This window comes from Pseudomonas sp. 15A4, from assembly GCF_016925575.1.
Lineage (GTDB): Bacteria > Pseudomonadota > Gammaproteobacteria > Pseudomonadales > Pseudomonadaceae > Aquipseudomonas.
Genome location: NZ_CP068986.1, coordinates 5,122,894 through 5,141,788 on the forward strand (window position 1 = coordinate 5,122,894; position 18,895 = coordinate 5,141,788).

An 18,895-nucleotide genomic window follows, 5' to 3' on the forward strand; every position below is an offset into this window, starting at 1 on the left:
GTTACGCCCGAGGATGTTCTGGAAAAAATCTTTTCTGGCACTAGCCCTTATCACTTGAATTGATACAGGCCCAGAGCCCTTGTGGAGCAAGGGCCGAGCCTGCGTCAAAGTGTCACGCCGGCGTCAGTGCGCCGTCAGGAAATGAAAGTCAGACGGCGAATCTAAGTCGACTTTCTGCACGGTGTCGCCCAGCAGACCGGTTTTCGGGTCAAAGCGAACGGTCACGATCTGGTTGCTCTTCTGGTTGGCGATCAGCACAAAGTGGCCGCTCGGGTCGAAGGCGAATTCGCGCGGTTCCTTGCCTTCCACGGCGCGGCGCTGGATTTCCCTGAGCTGGCCGTTGGCAGCATTAATGCTGAACACCAGCAGCTCATTCACTTCGCCACGGTTGGCAACGTAGAGGAATTTGCCGTCCGGCGAGGTGTGCAGGCCACCGGCAGCGCGGTTTTGCTGACCTTCCTTGTTGGCGAGATCCACCAGTTGGGTCTGCTTGAACACGCCGTCGTGGTAGTCAAACACCGCCACTTGCGCCGTCATTTCCATGGTCAGCCAAGCGTGCTTGCCGTCTTTGCTGAAGGTCAGGTGACGCGGACCGCTGCCCGCTGGCAGATCGACCGAAGGCACTTTCGCGGGTTGCAGCGGCTGGGGCTGCTTGGCGTCGTAGTTGAAGACGAACATCTTGTCGGCGCCCAAGTCCATCGCGATCAGGTACTTGCCATCCGGCGTCGGTACCGCGGCGTGGACGTGGGATGAAGCCTGACGCTCCGGATTGACCTTGCTCGCTTCGTGGGTCGCGGTCTGCACCACCGGCGCGAGTTTGCCGTCGTTGCCGACCGGCACTACCGCCAGCAGGCCACCCGGATCAGGGTGTACGGCGTAGTTGGCAACGAACAGGAAACGCCCGTCCAGGCTCAGGCTGGAATGGGTCGGCTCGTCACTCTTGGTGTCAACCTGATTAAGAAACGACACCGCATGGGTCTTGGGATCGATTGAGTAGCTGCTGACCTTGCCGACGACGTCAGTCTGGCCCGGGCCGTTTTCGTTGACCGCGAACATGTGGCGCTGGTCCTTGGAGAGCGTCAGCCAGGACGGGTTTTCAGTCTGGATGACCTGACGCGGCTTGGCATCGAGCTGGCCGGTCTGGGTGTTGAAGCCGAAGCGGTAAATGCCTTCGCTGGCGCCGGCGGTATACGAACCGACCAGTACGTCGTAATCAGTCATGGGTTTGGCCTGAACGGAGAGCGCGGAAAGGCTGCTGGCGAGCACTAACCACGGCAGAATTCTGGGAGTCATTGGGGTGTTCTCTTGTTGGAGTTGTTGGCGTGCCGTGCACGCGGGCGTTCACCGGCTATGACAGCGTAGTGCGGAAAGTAGTTGCCTGGGGCTGGACGCCTCGGGGCACGCAGCACATTTGCAGGAGCCGGCATGCTGGCGAACACGATGAATCTCTCACCGCTGCGGCGACTGGAAGAATGCGTTCGCCAGCAAGCCGGCTCCTACGGAGAATAGGCGTTGCCCTCTAAATTGAGGTCAGGCGCAGAAGGGTTATCACCCGTTATCCGCCATGTCGCCTTGATTGATGAGTACGCGATTACTCCTGTTCGCCCTCGTCATCCTCGTCACTCGCCGAGATGCCATTGAGCACGACGATGCGGTGGTCGGCGTTGCCGTCATTGATGACCCAGCTCTGCAGCTCGGCATCGAATTCGGCAGCGTCGATCTGCGCCAGCGAGAAGCGCCAGACCTTGCGCTCGCGGCCGTCCATGCTTTCGATCTGGAGCATTTCGTCGAGGGTGAATTCGAAGGCGTGCAAGCCGTCGATTTCCAGCATGCTGTGGGCGGTCAGCGCGGCCTGGAGTTCAGTGCGCAGGGATTGAGGTGTGGTGGTCATGGCAGTGGTTCGCATCAGTGAAAGCGCGAATGATAGGGGAAAGACGCCGAGGCGCTGGCCTCGGCGTCCGATGACCGCAGGTTCAGTCCTGAACCGCTTCCTTCACGTAGTAGCGCGAAGGGATGCCCCAGACGATCAGCGCGATGGCCAGCACGCTGACGCCGAACAACGCGAACAGCGCCGGCGTCGCCGTGCCGGTGAGGTCCTTGATGCGGCCGACCATGAACGGCGCGATGATCCCGCCCAGTTGCCCCAGGGAGTTGATCAGCGCGATGCCCGCAGCGGCGGCGATACCGGTGAGAAAGCGCGGCGGGATGGTCCAGAAAATCGGCATCCAGGCGATGATGCCGGTCATGATCATGGTCATGCCGATCATCAGCGGCACCAGTTGTCCGGGAAACAACGCACAGACCAGATAGCCCGCAGCGGTCAGCGTCGCGCAGCCCGCCATGTGCCAGCGGCGTTCGCCGTGGCGGTCGGAGCTGGCGCCGATCAGCAGATTGCCAATCACCGCGCCCACATACGGGATCACTGTCAGCAAGCCAATGTTCAGGGTGTCGGTCACGCCAGCGGTTTTGATCAACTGCGGCATCCAGAACAACAGCCCGGTCAGCGCCATGACCAGGCACAGGTAAATGCCAGACATCACGTAAGTGGTCGGGTGTTTCCAGATGTCCTTTACGGTCTGTTTAACGACGGGTTTGGCCTCTTTTGCCATGCGCGCCAGTACCACCTGTTTCTCCTGATCACTGAGCCAGGTGGCGTCCTCGATACGGTCTTTAACCAGCCAGAACACCACGCCGCCGAGCAGAATGGACGGAATGCCTTCGATCAGGAACAGCCAGCGCCAGCCGGCCAGGCCCATGACGCCGTCGAAGTGACCGAGGATCAGCCCGGCAATCGGACCGCCGACGATCCCGCACAGGCAGATGGAGCTTTTGAAGTAGGAGTTGACCCGCGCCCGACGTGAGCCCGGATACCACTGGGTGAAGAAATACAGGACGCCGGGGACGAAGCCGGCTTCCATCACACCGATCAGAAAGCGCAGCGTGTAGAACCAGAACTCGGTCTGCACGAACATCATGCAGGCGGAGGCGATGCCCCACGAGACCATGATCCGCGCGATCCAGATTCGCGCGCCGATCTTGTGCAGCAGCACGTTGCTTGGCACTTCGAACAGGAAGTAGCCGACGAAGAACAGGCTCGCACCCAGTCCGTAAACGGTTTCGCTGAATCCGAGGTCGCTGGCCATTTGCAGCTTGGCAAAGCTGATGTTGACGCGGTCCAGGTAGGCGAACAGAAAACAGGCGATGAACAACGGCACGATTCGCCAGCTCACCTTGCGATAGATGCTGTCCTCGAGGGCGTCGGCATCAAGGCGTTCCAGCGGGATGGCAGTGGCGGTCATGGGTCGCACCTCGTTTTGTTTTTATGGGTGTCGTATCGAGCGCAGCAGCCAGCCACTGTAGGAGTGAGCTTGCTCGCGATAGCGAAATTCCGGTCATCCCGTTCAGGGACTGAATCACCGCATCGCGAGCAAGCTCACTCCTACAAAAATCTCTGCAACGCGGCGGATCACCGCGCATGCAGTCCTGGCCATTGAAGCGTTGTGCAGCCGGCCAGGAATCAAAGCTGCTTGATGCCGCCCGGCTGGAAAACGGCCTCGGCCGGCGCGATGCCATTGATCAACGGCGCGCCGAACTCATGCTGGCTGATCTCGAACGTGTCGCCCGGTTGAGTCTTGACGCCGTCGGCAAACGACAGCGTTGCGGTGCCGAAGAAATGCACATGCACATCGCCCGGGCGCAGGAACTGGGCGTATTTGAAGTGGTGGTATTCAAGGTTTTCCAGGCTGTGGCACATGTTGGCCTCGCCGCTCAGGAATTCCTTCTCCCACAGCACCTGGCCGTCACGGTGGATGCGACTGGTGCCCGCCAGATTCTGCGGCAGATCGCCGACGCGCAGCTCCGGGCCGAACGAGCAGGCACGCAGCTTGGAATGGGCCAGGTACAGGTAGTTCTTGCGCTCCATGATGTGATCGGAGAATTCATTGCCGATGGCGAAACCCAGGCGGTAAGGCTTGCCATCGTGACCGATCACGTACAGGCCACTCAGCTCAGGCTCTTCGCCGGCGTCTTCGGAGAACGGCGGCTGCGGGAACGACTCACCCGGGCGAATGACGATGCTGCCGTCGCCCTTGTAGAACCACTCCGGCTGCACGCCCGGCTGACCGGCTGCTGGCTTGCCGCCTTCCAGGCCCCATTTGAAGATGCGCAGGGTGTCGGTCATGCCCGCTTCGTCATTGCCCTGCTGGTGCATTTTGTCCCGGGCCGAGGCGCTGCCCAGATGGGTCAGGCCCGTGCCGCTGACCAACAAGTGCGCCGGATCGGGGTGATCCAGTGGCGGCAAAATCATCAGATCGGCGCGCAGCTGCGAGTAATCGTGGTTGTCGCCCAGGCCCAGGCTGTCGACCTGTTCAGCGAGGGAGATTTTTTGTCGATGGCTGCCAGGGCCAGATCACGGGTGCTGGTCGCGCCCTGGATTTCGCGCACCAGGGGGCCGTCCACCAGACCGACGCGACGCTGGCCGTTGCCCAGCTCGAACTGTACTAAATGCATGGGATTCTCCTGTTTGGGGTCTACACGGCCGCCCCGGAGAGCGGCCTGAGGTTAACGAGAGCCGCGCGCGCTGGCGGCGAATTTGGACTCGGGCAAGACGTGCTTGCGTTCCAGGACACGGTAGACCACGCCGGTCAGAATCAGGCCGCAGATCATCACGCCCGAAAGGAAGTACAAGCCGCTGGCCAGATTGCCGGTCAGTTCTTTCAGCCAGCCGATGACGAAGGGGCCGATGTAGCCGCCCAGATTGCCCACCGAGTTGATCAACGCAATGCCCGCCGCGGCACTGGCGCCGGCGAAGAAACGACCGGGCAAGGTCCAGAACACCGCGGTGCAGGAAAACAGTGAGAACGCTACCAGCGACAGCGCCGCCAGTTGCAGCACCGGCACGGTCAGGTACGCGCTCAGAAACAAACCGATCGCGCCGATCACATACAGCACGGCCAAGTGGCCATAGCGGTCGTTGAGCCGGTCGGAGCTGCGCGGGACGATCAACAGGCCGACGATGCCGAAGATGTAAGGCACGGCTGAGATGAAGCCGGTGGTCAGGTCACTGCCGCCGAACTGTTTGATCAGCGTCGGCAGCCACAAGCCCAGGCCATAAATGCTCAGGGTGACCGGAAGGTAGAACAGCGCCAGCAGCAGAACGCGTTTGTCTTTCAGCGCGTGCAGCGGATTACCGTGGCGGGTCTGGCCGTATTCTTCCAGGTCCTTTTTCAGCTCGCCGGCGAGCCATTGTTTCTCGACCGGATCCATCCACTTCACGTCTTTCGGGCCGTCAGGCAACCAGCGCAATACCGGCAGGGTCAGCAGAATCGCCGGCGCGCCGATGCACAGGAACAGCCACTGCCAGCCGTGCAGACCGGCCACCCCTTCCATGCCCAGCAGACCGCCGGAAATCGGGCCGGTGATCATCATCGCGATCGGTTGGGAAAGAATGAACAGGCCGAGGATCTTGCCGCGATGGCGGACCGGGAACCATTGAGTGATGTAGTACAGAACGCCCGGGAAGAAGCCCGCTTCGGCCGCGCCCAGCAGAAAGCGCATGACATAGAAGCTGGTCGGGCCCTGGACGAACGCCATGCCCATGGTGATGGCGCCCCAGGTGAGCATGATCCGGGCGAACCAGCGCCGCGCGCCGAAGCGTTCGAGCATCAGGTTGCTGGGGATCTCCAACAGGAAATAGCCAATGAAGAACAGGCCGGCGCCCATGCCATAGGCCGCGTCGCCGATGCCCACGTCCGCGCCCATGTGCAGCTTGGCGAAGCCGACGGCGGAACGATCCACATAAGCGATCAGGTAGAGCAGGATCAGAAAGGGAATAAGTTTCAGGGTGATGCGACGAATAAGCCTGAGTTCCTGGCTCATGGATGCGGTCCTCATTGTTTTTGTTATGGAAGCCTGCGGGGATCGCCTCTGCCTTCGTGTGCGCATTGCTGCGGAAGAAGCCGGCAGGGTCGTCCCTCGGTCGAGATCGACTATATAGTATTACTATTTAAGACTACAACTCTTCCACTCGTGACATTTTCGGCCTATTTTAGTCGGCACCTGCAGCCTTTAGTCTTACAAATAAGCCCTAACAATAAGAGTGCCGATTTATGTCTGATTCCGATAAGAAACCCGTGCTGCGCTCCGCCCAGTGGTTCGGTACCGCCGACAAGAACGGCTTCATGTACCGCAGCTGGATGAAGAACCAGGGCATCGCCGACCATCAGTTCCAGGGCAAGCCGATCATCGGCATCTGTAACACCTGGTCCGAGCTCACTCCCTGCAACGCCCACTTCCGCACCATCGCCGAACACGTCAAACGCGGCGTGATCGAGGCCGGTGGTTTCCCGGTGGAATTCCCGGTCTTCTCCAACGGCGAATCGAACCTGCGCCCCACCGCGATGCTGACCCGCAACCTGGCGAGCATGGACGTCGAAGAGGCGATTCGCGGCAACCCCATCGACGGCGTGGTGCTGCTCACCGGTTGCGACAAGACCACCCCTGCCCTGTTGATGGGCGCCGCCAGCTGTGACATCCCGGCCATCGTCGTCACCGGCGGGCCGATGCTCAACGGCAAGCACAAGGGCAAGGACATCGGCGCCGGCACCATCGTCTGGCAGATGCACGAATCCTACAAAGCCGGGCAGATCAGCCTCGACGAATTCCTCTCCGCCGAATCGGGCATGTCCCGCTCGGCCGGTACCTGCAACACCATGGGCACCGCCTCGACGATGGCGTGCATGGCCGAAGCGCTCGGTACTTCGTTGCCGCACAACGCTGCGATTCCTGCCGTCGACTCCCGCCGTTATGTACTGGCGCACATGTCCGGCATGCGCGCGGTGCAGATGGTCAACGAAGACCTGCGCCTCTCGAAAATCCTGACCCGCGAAGCCTTCGAAAACGCCATTCGCGTCAACGCGGCCATCGGCGGTTCGACCAACGCGGTTATCCATCTCAAGGCCATCGCCGGTCGTATTGGCGTAGAGCTGGAGCTCGACGACTGGACCCGCATCGGTCGCGGCACGCCAACGTTGGTGGACCTGCAGCCTTCCGGGCGCTTCCTGATGGAAGAGTTCTACTACGCCGGCGGCCTGCCTGCGGTGTTGCGTCGTCTGGGCGAGAACAACCTGATTCCCCATCCCGAGGCCTTGACCGCCAACGGCAAGACGCTCTGGGAAAACGTGCAGAACTCGCCGATCTATGGCGACGATGAAGTGATCCGCGCCATCGACAATCCGCTGGTGGCCGATGGCGGTATCTGCGTGCTGCGCGGCAACCTTGCACCATTGGGCGCAGTGCTCAAGCCGTCCGCCGCCACGCCTGCGCTGATGAAGCACCGGGGTCGCGCCGTGGTGTTCGAGAACTTTGACATGTACAAGGCGCGCATCAACGATCCGGATCTGGACGTCGACGCCAGCAGCATTCTGGTGATGAAGAACTGCGGGCCGAAAGGTTATCCGGGCATGGCCGAAGTTGGGAACATGGGTCTGCCGGCCAAGCTGCTGGCCCAGGGCGTGACCGACATGGTGCGAATTTCCGATGCACGCATGAGCGGCACGGCGTACGGCACGGTGGTATTGCACGTGGCGCCCGAAGCGGCTGCCGGCGGTCCGCTGGCGGTGGTGCAGGAAGGTGACTTCATAGAGCTGGATTGTGCAACCGGCCGCTTGCACCTGGACATCCCGGAAGCGGAACTGGCCGCGCGCTTGGCCGATTGGCAAGCGCCGCCACAGTTGTTGATCGGCGGATACCGTCAGCTGTACATCGATCATGTGATGCAGGCGGATCAGGGTTGCGACTTCGACTTCCTGGTCGGCATGCGCGGCTCGGAAGTGCCACGGCATTCGCATTGATTGACAGTCATTAATTGAGTGCGCCACGCCGCCGGAACTGTGGGAGCGACTGAGTTCAGACTCAACCTGGAATTCCGCGACTGGTGGAGATCCTGTGGGAGCGAGCTTGCTCGCGAAGACGTCAGTCCAGCCGCTGCATCTCTGGCGGCTGGACATAAGCTTTCGCGAGCAAGCTCGCTCCCACAGGTTCGGTGTTCGGCCGAACAATCCCAGCTCATTTCGGGCGGCGCGCCTCTCTCGCCGCCAATGCTATGATGCGCCGCATTCATCGCTCAGGATCGCCCCGCGCCCCATGGATTACCGTAAGCCCTCCGACCGTAAAAGCATGCACTCGCGCATTGTCCAGGACATCGGCATGCAGATTGTCTCGGGTCGATTCAAGCCCGACGACAAGCTCCCCGCCGAAGCCTTGCTCTGTGAAGAATATGCGGTCAGCCGTCCGGTGCTGCGCGAAGCCACGCGGGTATTGGTCGCCAAAGGGCTGGTGTATTCCCGGCCACGGGTGGGCACGGTGGTCAAGCCGCGCCGCGAATGGCACATCCTCGACCCGGACGTGCTGCACTGGCTGATGCAAAGCTCGCCGCAGAATGAATTTTTCGCCCTGCTCACCAGCGTGCGCAGCATCATCGAACCGGCCGCCGCCGCCCTCGCCGCGCAACATGCGACCCCCGAAGACCTCACCGCCATTGGCGAAGCCTACGAGCGCATGGCTGCGGCGCCGACCGTCGAAGACGTGCTGCAACCCGACCTCGATTTCCACAGCCGCATCGCCGACGCTACTCACAACGACCTGCTCGCGCACTTGTGCAACATGCTGTCGCTGGCACTGCGCGAAGCGTTGAAGCATTCCAACAAACGCCCGAACCTGCACGAACTGGCCTTGCCCCGCCATCGTGCGATCCTCACTGCCATCGAAAATCGCGATGCACTGGGCGCCCACCACGCCACGCTGGTGCAACTGGACGATGCGCGCAACGCGCTGAATGTGGTGCTCGGAAAAGGCGTGAAGCTGTAATTGGCAGACGCTCCTGCCGTGTCCACCATCAGGCGGCTTACGCAGAGACTGTGGGAGCGAGCTTGCTCGCGAAAGGGCGGCTTCCGCTGAATTTTCAAGCGATGGAATACCGTATTCGCGAGCAAGCTCGCTCCCACAGATTCGCCCACAGCGTCATTGTTGTCAGGGCAGATAAATGCTGAACAACCCGCCGCCCAGCTCGCCGCCGTTGGCAATTTCGATGTGGCCGGGGACGCCTTTGCGCTGATGCTGCCGGGCAATGTTCGCCGCGAAGTACAAACCCAACCCCGTGCTGCCGCTGTTCTGGTTGATCCCCAGCACGTAGTCGGTCTGCTCCTCGATCATGCGCGCGGGAAAGCCCGGGCCGTCGTCGTTGATGCTGATCACCAGTTGCTCGCCGACCTGTCCTGCCGTAATCAGCACTTCGCTGCGCGCAAAGCGAATGGCGTTGATGACCACGTTGGACACCACCGAACCCACCAGCTCGCGATCAAAGAAACCCGGCAAATCGAAAGCATCGACGGTAAAGCGGGCAGAGATGCCGCGACTGACGAGGACTTCCTGATGGAAGGCCAGCTGCGCTTCGATGAAATCGTCCAGCTCGTGATAATCCGGGCGCAACGGCAGTTGGTTGACCCCCAGCTTGTACAGCCCAAGCAGCTGCACCAGCATGCCGTTCAGGTGGGCGAATTCGTAATCAATGACACCCTGATCCGGCGTACCACGACAGTTCTCGGGAAGCTGCTTGACCCATTGACCGTGGGCCTGAATCAACGAACCCAGCGAGTTCTTCATGTCATGGACAGTGGAAGCAATCACCATAGAGAAGTCGAGCCCGAGATCCTGATCTTTCATTCGCCGAAAGCCCTCAGCCGCAGTTTCTGGAAGCGCTCGAAGCGCGGGTCGGTCTCTGGCATCTTGCCGACCATCTTGAGACTGTTCTGGCATTCCGCCAGGCTCGCCGCGTCGAGGTTCTGAACGCCCATGTGCAGCAGCGACTGCGCCATGTTCAGGGCGATACTGATGTTCTTCGGTTGCAGGGCCAGGCCCTGGCGGAACAGATCCTGCGCCTCGCCGAGCTTGCCGGCGCGGTAGCAGCGAATGCCCTGAACGTTGAAGTCGATAGCCGCTTTGCCCGCACCGAGAATCTCGGGATCGTCGGTCTGCTTGGCGATGTTCTGCATAACCACCGGATCGTCGCCGTAGATCTCGGCACAGCTTTTCAGAATGCCCGCGCCGGCGTTTTCCTGGCCGAGCGCCTTGAGCTGCGACGCCACCGCCAGCGCCGCATCGGCGCTGAGAAACTGCTCCATGCCCTCGAGCCGCTCCATCGCCTGCTCGGTCAGCTTGGCGGCCATGTCCGGATCAGAAGATGCGACGCTGGTGGCTTTCATCAGACGCGCGCGCACCTGCAGGCCGGCATCGTTGCCGTTCTCTTTGGCGACTTCGGTCAGGGTCTGGTTGATCTCCACGCGAGTGCGCGCATCCAGCCCGCGCTCGCCACCACGGCTGATCAATGCCTGAGCAAAACCCAGGTTGGTTTCCGGGTCCTTGAAGCGAGAAAACTGGCCCTGGGAAACGGCCTGACGATACGCTTTCGACGCACCGTCGAAGTCCTCATTTTCCAGCGCCAGTTTGCCCAGCAAACGCTGACGGCGAACGGCGTAGGGCGACAAGCGCACCGCTTCTTCCAGCATCTTCTGGGCGCGCTTGTTGTCGCCGCTGGCCACCAACACATCGGCCAGCCCGTCGTACAACACTGGCATGGCGTTGAAGGCGCGAATCGCTTCTTCGTACACGGCTTGCGCTTCGGCATTGCGGCCGCGCTTGAACAGCAGCTTGCCCAATGCCGCATATGCCCAGGGCTGCGGGCGGTCCGCGAGGATCGATTTGAGAAAGGCTTCCAGCGGCTCGTGCTGGTTGAGGTCACGCAGTGCGTCGGCTTTGTAGCGCAGGCACAGCGGCGCAAAACGGGGGTCCTGTTTGGTCAGCGCGAGGCAGGCCGCCAGCACTTCGGTGGGGTTGCTGCGATCGAGCGCTTGCAGGATCGGTTTGAGCAGGGTCTTGCGCTGGACGATCTTCTCCAGACGCTGAGCCAGGCTCGCGCGGTTGAACGGCTTGGTGAGGTACGCATCCGGCTCCCACTCCAGGGCGCTCATCACCATCGCCTGGCTGTTTTCAGCGGTGACCATGACGAACACGCTTTCATGGCTGATCAGCCGATCGGTCATCAGGTCTTCAAGCACCTGCTGGCCGTTTTTCTTGCCATCGCCCAGATTGAAGTCGTGGAGGATGAAGTCGTAGCGCTTCTGCGCGCACATCTTCAGCGCCTCTTCGCCGGTGTCGGCAGTGTCCACTGCCCTGACGCCCAGCTCGCGCAGCATCGAGCGGACCGAACTGCGGAAGTCGGAAAAATCGTCGACGATCAGAAAGGTTTTTTGGTTCCACGCCAGCATCGAGATTCCTGTCACCGGATAAATAGTCGGCCCTGAGGCACTTGCAAGGGCGGCGGTCTCGTTCCCAACGTCGGGCAGAGACGGCCAATAGAAATGCGGCATGACGCCGCTTGTCCGAGTTATCGGCGGCTGCAGGGCAAAGCTTAGGCACGCCGCGCGGGAAAAGTGACGGGCGCGCGTCGGGTTGATGGGGGCATCGACGCCGAATGAGGCGTGCACGAGCAGGTAAAGTCCTTGGGTGCCCAGCCGATATCCAGTCATGCAACGCGTAGCCAACAGCAACAACCCATTCCCTTCGAGTGCACCCCATGTCCTGGCTGACCGACCTGAAATTGAAGACCAAGCTCCTTTCGGCTTTCTGCCTGTGTGCGCTGATCACCGTGGTCGTGGGCGTGCTGGGTCAGAGCGGTATCTCCCGCCTCTACGAGCTGTTTGAAAACACCGTAAGCGACAATCTGGTATCGATCGCCAAAGTCGATTCGGTGAAGGCCAACGTCATCGCCACCAACCGCGACTTTTTCAAGGCCATCGGACTGAGCGCGCTCAAGGCCAACCCGGACGACATCAACGCGGCGATCCAGTCACTGAAAGAAAATCAGGCCCAGGCCGAGACCGACTTCAAGGTCTATCGCTCAACGCCGCTTGAAGCGGATGAAAGAGCCGCAGGCGATGACTTCGAACGCGACTGGGCCGCTTACATCAGCGCCGCCCTCAATGCGCTGTCTGTGGCGCAGAGCGGCGACCTGGAGCAAGCCAGCAAACTGGCGGCCACCAGCGTGACGCCCAGCTATCGCAAGACCATGGGTGAACTGAAACTCATGATCGAATCCAACATGCGCCAGGCCAACGAACAGGCCCAGGCGGGGGTTGAAACGGACAAGCAGGTCACTTGGACGCTGATCATCGGCTCGTTGATCGCGGTGGTGTGCGCCATCACGTTGGGGCTGAGCGTCACGCGAATGATCACCCGGCCTATCTACCAATCGGTGGCCAGCGCCACCCGGGTGGCGGCGGGTGATTTGAGTCAGGCGATCCAGGGTGGCGGCCAGGATGAAACCGGTCAGTTGCTCAAGGCGCTGTCCAACATGCAGGGCAGCCTCAAAGGCACGGTTCAGCAGATCGCCACCGCGTCGGACCAGTTGGCGTCCGCCGCTGAAGAACTGACCATGGTCACCGATGACAGCACCCGCGGGCTCATGCGTCAGAACGATGAAATCCAGCAAGCCGCCACGGCCGTCAATGAGATGACCGCTGCGGTGGAAGAAGTGGCGCGCAACGCCGCCAGCGCGTCGCAGGTGTCTGCGCAGACCTCCGAAGATGCCATCAAGGGCCAGCAACAAGTGCAACAGGCTGTCACCGCGATGAATACCATGACCGTGGAAATCACCGACTCGACCCAACGCGTCGAAGCGCTGGCCGGGCAGATCCGCGATATCACCAAAGTGCTCGATGTGATCCGCGGGATCGCCGAGCAGACCAACCTGCTGGCGCTCAATGCCGCCATCGAAGCCGCCCGCGCCGGCGAGCAGGGCCGAGGCTTTGCGGTGGTGGCGGACGAAGTACGTGCCCTCGCCCACCGCACTCAGACCTCCACCGGCGAAATCGAGTCGATGATCACCAAGGTGCGCAATGGCGCCGACGAAGCCGTACAGGCCATGGGCAAGAGTCAGGCAATCGCCGTGCACACTCAGTCGCTGGCGACCGAGGCCGGCCACGCACTGGCACGCATCAGCGAGGGCGTCAGCCAGATGAACGAACGCAACCTGGTCATCGCCAGCGCCGCGGAAGAGCAGGCGCAAGTGGCTCGCGAAGTAGACCGCAATCTGGTGAACATCCAGGACTTGTCGACACAGACCGCGGCGGGCGCCAACCAGACCAGCGCCTCGAGTCAGGCGCTGTCGCGATTGGCCGTGTCGTTCCACGCCATGGTCGGTAAATTCACGCTGTAACCGGCTTGGCGTTTCGGCGTCCGGCCAGCCAATCGCCACCCTGAGACAAAATGGCGTATTGACTAATTTGACACCCGATTTGTCGAAAATGACATTTCGGGTACAATCCCCGCCCGCCGCAGGGGATGGACCTGATGACCAGGTCCTGCGGTGGATGATGTTTACTCAAGCTGCTGATTCCAATGATCGAATAAAAAGCACAGCACCGAGGGACATAGAACACGAGGTCGACCTGTTCACTGGCCTCTTGACCCTTCCTCCTCGTTTTCCGAGAGCGAAGCCTGTCTGACGTTCGCGCCGCACACTGGCGCCCGGCATCGCAGGACGTTGCGCGACGATTGCTGCAGGCGGATAACTTTCTATCTATTGGATGATTCGATGTTCAAGAAAACGAGCACCGCTCTACTGGGCCTCGCGATTTCGGCCACCTTCCTGCAAGCCCATGCCGCAGAAAGCAAGAAAGTCGATGTACTGCTGATCGGCGGCGGCATCATGAGTTCGACCCTGGGCGTCTGGCTCAATGAACTCGAGCCGAGCTGGTCGATGGAAATGGTCGAGCGCCTCGACGCCGTGGCCGAAGAAAGCTCCAACGGCTGGAACAACGCAGGCACCGGTCACTCCGGTCTCGCCGAGCTGAACTACACGCCTGAAGACAAAGACGGCAAGGTCAACATCTCCAAAGCCATCGAGATCAACGAAGCCTTCCAGGTCACCCGTCAGTTCCTGTCCTGGCAGGTCCGCCAGAACGTCCTGAAGAACCCGCCTTCGTTCATCAACACCACACCGCACATGAGCTTCGTGTGGGGCGATGACAACATCAAATTCCTGAAAAAGCGTTATGACGCGCTGCAAGCCAGCCCGCTGTTCCGCCCGATGCAGTATTCCGAAGACCCGGCGCAGATCGCCAAGTGGGTCCCGCTGATGATGGAAGGCCGTGATCCTTCGCAGAAGCTGGCGACCACCTGGACGCCAATCGGCACCGACGTCAACTGGGGTGAAGTGACCCGCCAGTACGTGTCGTACCTGCAGACCCGCCCGAACTTCGACTTGAAGCTGTCCAGCGAAGTCAACGACATCACCCGCAACGACGACGGTTCGTGGCACGTTGAATACAAGAACCTGAAAGACGGCACCACCACCGGTACCGACGCCAAGTTCCTGTTCATCGGTGCAGGCGGCGGCGCATTGAAGCTGCTGCAGAAATCCGGCATTCCCGAAGCTCAGGACTACGCAGGCTTCCCGGTTGGTGGTTCGTTCCTGGTGACCGAGAACCCGACCGTTGCCATGCAGCACATGGCCAAGGCCTACGGCATCGCCTCCACCGGCGCGCCGCCCATGTCGGTTCCGCACCTGGACACCCGCGTGCTGGACGGCAAGCGCGTGATCCTGTTTGGCCCGTTCGCCACCTTCTCCACCAAGTTCCTGAAAGAAGGTTCGTACTTCGACCTGTTCAGCAGCATGACCACCCACAACTTCTGGCCAATGACCAAAGTGGGCATCGAGCAGTACCCGCTGGTCGAGTACCTCGCCGGTCAGTTGATGCTGTCTGACGACGACCGTTTCAAGGCGTTGCAGGAATACTTCCCGCACGCCAAGAAAGAAGACTGGCGCCTGTGGCAAGCCGGTCAGCGCGTGCAGATCATCAAGCGTGACGCGGACAAGGGCGGCGTGCTGAAACTGGGCACCGAAGTCGTTTCCTCCCAGGACGGCACCATCGCTGCCCTGCTGGGCGCATCGCCAGGTGCTTCGACTGCTGCACCGATCATGCTCAACGTCCTGGAAAAACTGTTCAAGACTCAGGTTGCGACGCCTGAGTGGCAAGCGAAGATCCATCAGATCGTGCCGAGCTATGGCACCAAGCTGAATGAATCGCCAGCTGCTGTTCAGCAAGAGTGGAACTACACTGCCGAAGTGCTGCAACTGGGCAAGCCACCTGTGCTCGATCAGAGCGTCGGCACCAGCACTGCTGCGCCGGGCAAGCCTGCTGAAAGCAAGCCCGCCAGCGACATGGCGCTGTAAGCACGCCTGACCGTTTGCATCGATGCCTCTGCAGCCGTTCACGAAAGCCACGAGACTCCGCGTCTCGTGGCTTTTTTATTGCCTGTTCACCCACCCAAGGGCCTTGCGGATTGCCTGAAGAGCGTCGGCAACCGCTGATGAGGTGAAAGTGAACGGCAAGCGCTTGCGTCGGGTCCATCCTGTAGAACCAGTCAGGGAGAAAGGTATGGACGCCACAAATACACAAGTGCTTAGGGATGTCGTCGTCATCGCAGGTTCACAAGGCGCGACCGAGGCCCTGCGGCACCTGCTCGTCAAGCTGCCGGCGGATTTCCCCGCTGCGGTGCTCATCGTCATTCACACGCTCCCTTCAGGTCCCGACTACATGGCTTCAGTGCTCGGTCGTTACTCGACGCTGCCTGTAGGCTATGGTGAGGAAGGCGAACCGGTGCTGCCTGGCCGTGTGTACCTCGCCCCTCCTGACCGGCATCTGGAAATCGTCTCCCCCGGGATCATTCATCTCGACGACGGACCCAAGCTGCACCTCGCACGTCCTGCCGCCGATCGCCTGTTCACCACTGCTGCCGAGGTTTTTCGCGAGCGAGTGATCAGCCTGGTGCTGTCAGGCGGCGACTCCGATGGTGCGGAGGGTGCGGTAGCGGTCAAGAACGCCGGCGGGTTGAGTTTTGTCCAGCGTCCCGAGGAGGCGCCGGTGCCCAGCATGCCGATCGAGACGATGCGAAAAACCATATCGAGCCCTCAACTGAGTGCGGAAGAAATGGCAGACGCGCTGATCAAAGCGGTCGGCAGCGTCCATAGCTGACTTATTGCAGGAGACCGCGAGCATGCCAGGAGGCGAACAGCATCCACCGCCGTCAGGCGCCTTCGATCTGCTGGACCTGGGCCCGGGGCGCAACACGGCGGTGTTTCGCCTGACCCTTGCTTTCATGATTCTGGTGCTGCTGACGTTCATCTCGGTGGAGGGTGGCGCGCCTGGCGCGACTACAACCACGCGTACGACTTCGCCCGGGACTCGGTCACCAATCTGGCCCGTGCCACGGCGCAGCACGCTGAGGACGCCATCAGGCAGGTCGACATCCTGACGTACGCCCTGGGTGAGCGGGTCGAAGGCGACGGCCTGGCCAATATCAACGTTCCCCGCATTCACGCCCTGATGGTGCAGCAATCGAGGCTCATGCCTCAGCTCCACGGGCTGTTCATCTACGGCCCCGACGGTCGATGGATCGTCACCGACAAGGACATCACCCCGGAGACTGCAAACAACGCAGACCGGGATTACTTTAACTATCACCGGACCCACACCGATCACCGTGTACGCATCAGTAACGTGGTCAAGAGCCGGTCCACCGGCGAGCTGATTATCCCGGTCTCCCGACGGCTGAATAACCCGGACGGGTCGTTCGCGGGCGTGCTGCTGGGCACCATCAAGCTCAGCTACTTCATGGATTACTACGGCGACTTCAAGATTGATGATCGTGGTGCGCTGGTCCTGGCGATGCGCGACGGCACTATCCTGATCAGGCGCCCTTTCATGGATTCGATGGTGGGGCAAAGCCTGGCCGACAGCGAGATATTCAAACGCTACCTGCCGACCGCCGACGAAGGGGTTGCGGAAGTCAAAGCCATCGTTGACGGCACGTACCGGCTGTACGCTTACCGCGCCCTGTCCAGCTACCCGCTGGTGGTCGAAGCGGGGCTGTCGAGAGAGTCCTTCGTAGGGCCGTGGCGTCGCGACCTGTTCAAGTCCGGACTCGTGCTGTTGGTCCTGGTTGCCGGGCTCATCGGATTTGCCTTCATCGTACTCACCCAGCTGCGCCGCCGCATGGCCATGGAAAGTGAAATACGCCTCGCCCACCAGGCGGTCAAAGACATGGCACTGACCGACAGCCTGACCGGGCTGGGCAACCGCCGGCGCCTCGACATGGCACTCCACAGCGAAATCGGGCGCGCGAAACGTCAGCGCTACCCGCTTGCCCTGATCATGCTCGACATCGATTACTTCAAGCGCTTCAACGACCGCTACGGCCACGGCGCGGGTGACGACTGCCTCCAGCAGGTCGCTCAGGCCATCAGCGGCGTGCTGAAACGCCCTGCGGACCTCGCCGTTCGTTACGGCGGAGAGGAATTCACGATATTGCTCCCGGACACTGACATCCAAGGTGCAGGGCGTCTTGCGGAGGACATCCTGCAGGCTATCCGTGGGCTCGCGCTGGAACATGCCGATCATCCTGAGCGAATCGTCACCGCAAGCGCTGGCGTCACAGCCAGGTTTCCTGCGCAGGAAGACACGACCCCCGCCGGCATGATCAAAGCGGCGGATGCCTATCTCTACTACGCGAAAAATAATGGTCGCAATCGCTGGTATGCAGATCAGCACGCTTAAGCGAGCACGCAGGCATGAATGACAGATGGGTTTGAATGGCCGGCGGCCGGGACGCGTTACCGGGAAGGAAAGGTGTTCTGGCGGGAATGGAAGTGGATCAGATATGTCCCCTGCAGGAATCGAACCTGCATCTAGCCCTTAGGAGGGGCTCGTTCTATCCGTTGAACTAAGAGGACACTAAAACGGACGGCGTGCATCTTAACGGCAAGGCGCATGCTTGTCATGTCGTCATTATCAACGGGAGCTGTAGGCCGCTGGCTGGACGTCACATCGAAGGGCCATCGTGCAGAATGCAACGACGGCAATAGGCCATATTGCAAAACGCAACCCTACAATCCGCCAAATAAGCCATAGGTTATTGATTTACATCGGTTTTATTCGTCTTCGAGATTGGCATGCAGGCTGCAATACTTTTCCTCGCAAATTACCCTTCTGTACGCCATCCCTGCGAAGGTACCCGAGATGAACATGACCCTGCCCCTGCTTAACGCTGCCGCGCTTGTCGCATTGGTCGCCTTCCACTTCCAGGATGATGGCAGCACGTCAGAGGCGGTCCGTTCAGAGAGCTTGGCAATACAGGCGCAGCCCCATTACCTCATGCAGCAAGCTCCCAGGTTCGCAGCCATGCCGAGCCAGGGTACAGAAGCTATCTTGGCTAATGACAGTGAAGAGGCGGTACCCGTTAACCGCCCGGACCGTTGGGTATTCTGAAAAAAATCGCCGATCGGCAGTTTCAAAGAGTTCGATGAGCTCTCTTCCAGAGAGCAAACATAGAGAGCAACCATGTCCAAAGCAGCAATTTCATTCCTGATCCTGGCCCTGATGGCCCTCGCAGCAGACCAGCTACTGGTGCCTTCAATGGAAACGATGAGCACCTTGGCGAAAGCCGCGGCAGGCGTTTTTGCCAGCCTGTTCGTTGTAGCACTCTTCGTAGGGCGCCGCATCAAGTTTGACCCGATCTTGCGGCAAGCCAAGTCCTGACGCCTCGCCAGCCCCACGCTGGGGTGCTTTCAAGGCTGATCGCCGTCTCCCAGGCGGCTGAGGCATATGCAAGGCGCTCACACCGCAGCCGACCCTTCGTCTTTTTATTCACTCCCTCCTCGTATTTTGCTTATTCTCCCACTACGCTGGAGACAGATAGCCATCACGGCGCAGGCCCAGTACCATCAGGCCGCTAGCCTTCGCACTTTGCAAACCAGCACGCAATTCGGATAATTGGTGCT

The 18,895-nt window shown here is 60.7% G+C and carries 13 protein-coding genes, 1 tRNA gene and 2 pseudogenes; 8 read left to right on the forward strand and 8 right to left on the reverse strand.

Annotated features, from left to right (window positions below):
* Nucleotides 1–123: 123 nt before the first annotated feature.
* The 5 genes and pseudogenes from JN403_RS22665 to JN403_RS22685 form a co-directional block, all read right to left on the reverse strand.
* Nucleotides 124–1,293 carry a lactonase family protein gene (locus JN403_RS22665; RefSeq protein WP_205484412.1) on the reverse strand — a complete coding sequence of 390 codons (1,170 nt, stop codon included), beginning with the start codon at nt 1,291–1,293 and terminating at the stop codon, nt 124–126.
* 298 nt (nt 1,294–1,591) lie between these two features.
* The gene (locus tag JN403_RS22670; RefSeq protein WP_205484414.1) at nt 1,592–1,891 is read right to left on the reverse strand and encodes a DUF5629 family protein; all 300 of its coding nucleotides are present in this window, start codon (nt 1,889–1,891) and stop codon (nt 1,592–1,594) included.
* A gap of 82 nt (nt 1,892–1,973) precedes the next feature.
* The gene (locus tag JN403_RS22675; protein WP_205484417.1) at nt 1,974–3,299 is read right to left on the reverse strand and encodes an MFS transporter; all 1,326 of its coding nucleotides are present in this window, start codon (nt 3,297–3,299) and stop codon (nt 1,974–1,976) included.
* 218 nt (nt 3,300–3,517) lie between these two features.
* Nucleotides 3,518–4,509, reverse strand: a pseudogene (gene araD1 / locus JN403_RS22680) (AraD1 family protein).
* 51 nt (nt 4,510–4,560) lie between these two features.
* The gene (locus JN403_RS22685) at nt 4,561–5,877 is read right to left on the reverse strand and encodes an MFS transporter (protein WP_122537573.1); all 1,317 of its coding nucleotides are present in this window, start codon (nt 5,875–5,877) and stop codon (nt 4,561–4,563) included.
* A gap of 230 nt (nt 5,878–6,107) precedes the next feature.
* Between JN403_RS22685 and JN403_RS22690 the strand changes: the two genes are divergently transcribed.
* Together JN403_RS22690 and JN403_RS22695 are read left to right on the forward strand one after the other, a co-directional pair.
* Nucleotides 6,108–7,850: an IlvD/Edd family dehydratase gene (locus tag JN403_RS22690; protein ID WP_205484419.1), complete on the forward strand. Its 1,743-nt coding sequence runs from the start codon at nt 6,108–6,110 to the stop codon at nt 7,848–7,850.
* 292 nt (nt 7,851–8,142) lie between these two features.
* On the forward strand, nt 8,143–8,865 hold the full coding sequence (locus JN403_RS22695) for a FadR/GntR family transcriptional regulator (protein ID WP_122537571.1): 723 nt from the start codon (nt 8,143–8,145) through the stop codon (nt 8,863–8,865).
* A 162-nt stretch (nt 8,866–9,027) separates the two neighbouring features.
* Here JN403_RS22695 and JN403_RS22700 read toward each other — a convergent pair whose 3' ends face one another.
* Nucleotides 9,028–9,720 (reverse strand): HAMP domain-containing sensor histidine kinase, encoded by a 693-nt coding sequence (locus JN403_RS22700; RefSeq protein WP_205484421.1) that lies wholly within the window; start codon nt 9,718–9,720, stop codon nt 9,028–9,030.
* Nucleotides 9,717–11,321: a response regulator gene (locus JN403_RS22705; RefSeq protein WP_122537569.1), complete on the reverse strand. Its 1,605-nt coding sequence runs from the start codon at nt 11,319–11,321 to the stop codon at nt 9,717–9,719. The genes JN403_RS22700 and JN403_RS22705 overlap by 4 nt, the downstream gene beginning before the upstream one ends.
* Before the next feature lie 308 nt (nt 11,322–11,629).
* On the opposite strand from JN403_RS22705, the gene JN403_RS22710 reads away from it, so the two are divergent.
* The 4 genes and pseudogenes from JN403_RS22710 (at nt 11,630) to JN403_RS22725 (ending at nt 17,672) form a co-directional block, all read left to right on the forward strand.
* Nucleotides 11,630–13,270, forward strand: coding sequence for a methyl-accepting chemotaxis protein (locus tag JN403_RS22710; RefSeq protein WP_205484423.1), 1,641 nt, complete (start codon nt 11,630–11,632; stop codon nt 13,268–13,270).
* A gap of 378 nt (nt 13,271–13,648) precedes the next feature.
* Nucleotides 13,649–15,289 (forward strand): malate dehydrogenase (quinone), encoded by a 1,641-nt coding sequence (mqo, locus tag JN403_RS22715; RefSeq protein WP_205484425.1) that lies wholly within the window; start codon nt 13,649–13,651, stop codon nt 15,287–15,289.
* Between the two features lie 205 nt (nt 15,290–15,494).
* Nucleotides 15,495–16,091, forward strand: a complete 597-nt coding sequence (locus JN403_RS22720) for a chemotaxis protein CheB (RefSeq protein WP_205484427.1) — start codon at nt 15,495–15,497, stop codon at nt 16,089–16,091.
* A 124-nt stretch (nt 16,092–16,215) separates the two neighbouring features.
* Nucleotides 16,216–17,672 (forward strand): annotated as a pseudogene (locus JN403_RS22725) (diguanylate cyclase).
* A gap of 104 nt (nt 17,673–17,776) precedes the next feature.
* On the opposite strand, the gene JN403_RS22730 reads toward JN403_RS22725, so the two are convergent.
* Nucleotides 17,777–17,848: transfer RNA gene (locus JN403_RS22730), tRNA-Arg, on the reverse strand.
* A gap of 286 nt (nt 17,849–18,134) precedes the next feature.
* Here JN403_RS22730 and JN403_RS22735 point away from each other — a divergent pair.
* Nucleotides 18,135–18,383: a hypothetical protein gene (locus JN403_RS22735; protein WP_205484429.1), complete on the forward strand. Its 249-nt coding sequence runs from the start codon at nt 18,135–18,137 to the stop codon at nt 18,381–18,383.
* Between the two features lie 72 nt (nt 18,384–18,455).
* Nucleotides 18,456–18,653 (forward strand): PA3371 family protein, encoded by a 198-nt coding sequence (locus JN403_RS22740; RefSeq protein WP_205484431.1) that lies wholly within the window; start codon nt 18,456–18,458, stop codon nt 18,651–18,653.
* The last annotated feature ends 242 nt before the right edge of the window (nt 18,654–18,895 follow it).

Excerpts from the sequence above, each read along its gene's own strand:
- JN403_RS22690 (WP_205484419.1), top strand. The coding sequence starts at position 6,108 with ATGTCTGATTCCGATAAGAAACCCGTGCTGCGCTCCGCCCAGTGGTTC.
- JN403_RS22675 (WP_205484417.1), bottom strand. The coding sequence starts at position 3,299 with ATGACCGCCACTGCCATCCCGCTGGAACGCCTTGATGCCGACGCCCTC.
- JN403_RS22670 (WP_205484414.1), bottom strand. The coding sequence starts at position 1,891 with ATGACCACCACACCTCAATCCCTGCGCACTGAACTCCAGGCCGCGCTG.
- JN403_RS22705 (WP_122537569.1), bottom strand. The coding sequence starts at position 11,321 with ATGCTGGCGTGGAACCAAAAAACCTTTCTGATCGTCGACGATTTTTCC.
- JN403_RS22685 (WP_122537573.1), bottom strand. The coding sequence starts at position 5,877 with ATGAGCCAGGAACTCAGGCTTATTCGTCGCATCACCCTGAAACTTATT.
- JN403_RS22695 (WP_122537571.1), top strand. The coding sequence starts at position 8,143 with ATGGATTACCGTAAGCCCTCCGACCGTAAAAGCATGCACTCGCGCATT.
- JN403_RS22710 (WP_205484423.1), top strand. The coding sequence starts at position 11,630 with ATGTCCTGGCTGACCGACCTGAAATTGAAGACCAAGCTCCTTTCGGCT.
- JN403_RS22735 (WP_205484429.1), top strand. The coding sequence starts at position 18,135 with ATGAACATGACCCTGCCCCTGCTTAACGCTGCCGCGCTTGTCGCATTG.
- JN403_RS22700 (WP_205484421.1), bottom strand. The coding sequence starts at position 9,720 with ATGAAAGATCAGGATCTCGGGCTCGACTTCTCTATGGTGATTGCTTCC.
- mqo (WP_205484425.1), top strand. The coding sequence starts at position 13,649 with ATGTTCAAGAAAACGAGCACCGCTCTACTGGGCCTCGCGATTTCGGCC.
- JN403_RS22665 (WP_205484412.1), bottom strand. The coding sequence starts at position 1,293 with ATGACTCCCAGAATTCTGCCGTGGTTAGTGCTCGCCAGCAGCCTTTCC.
- JN403_RS22720 (WP_205484427.1), top strand. The coding sequence starts at position 15,495 with ATGGACGCCACAAATACACAAGTGCTTAGGGATGTCGTCGTCATCGCA.
- JN403_RS22740 (WP_205484431.1), top strand. The coding sequence starts at position 18,456 with ATGTCCAAAGCAGCAATTTCATTCCTGATCCTGGCCCTGATGGCCCTC.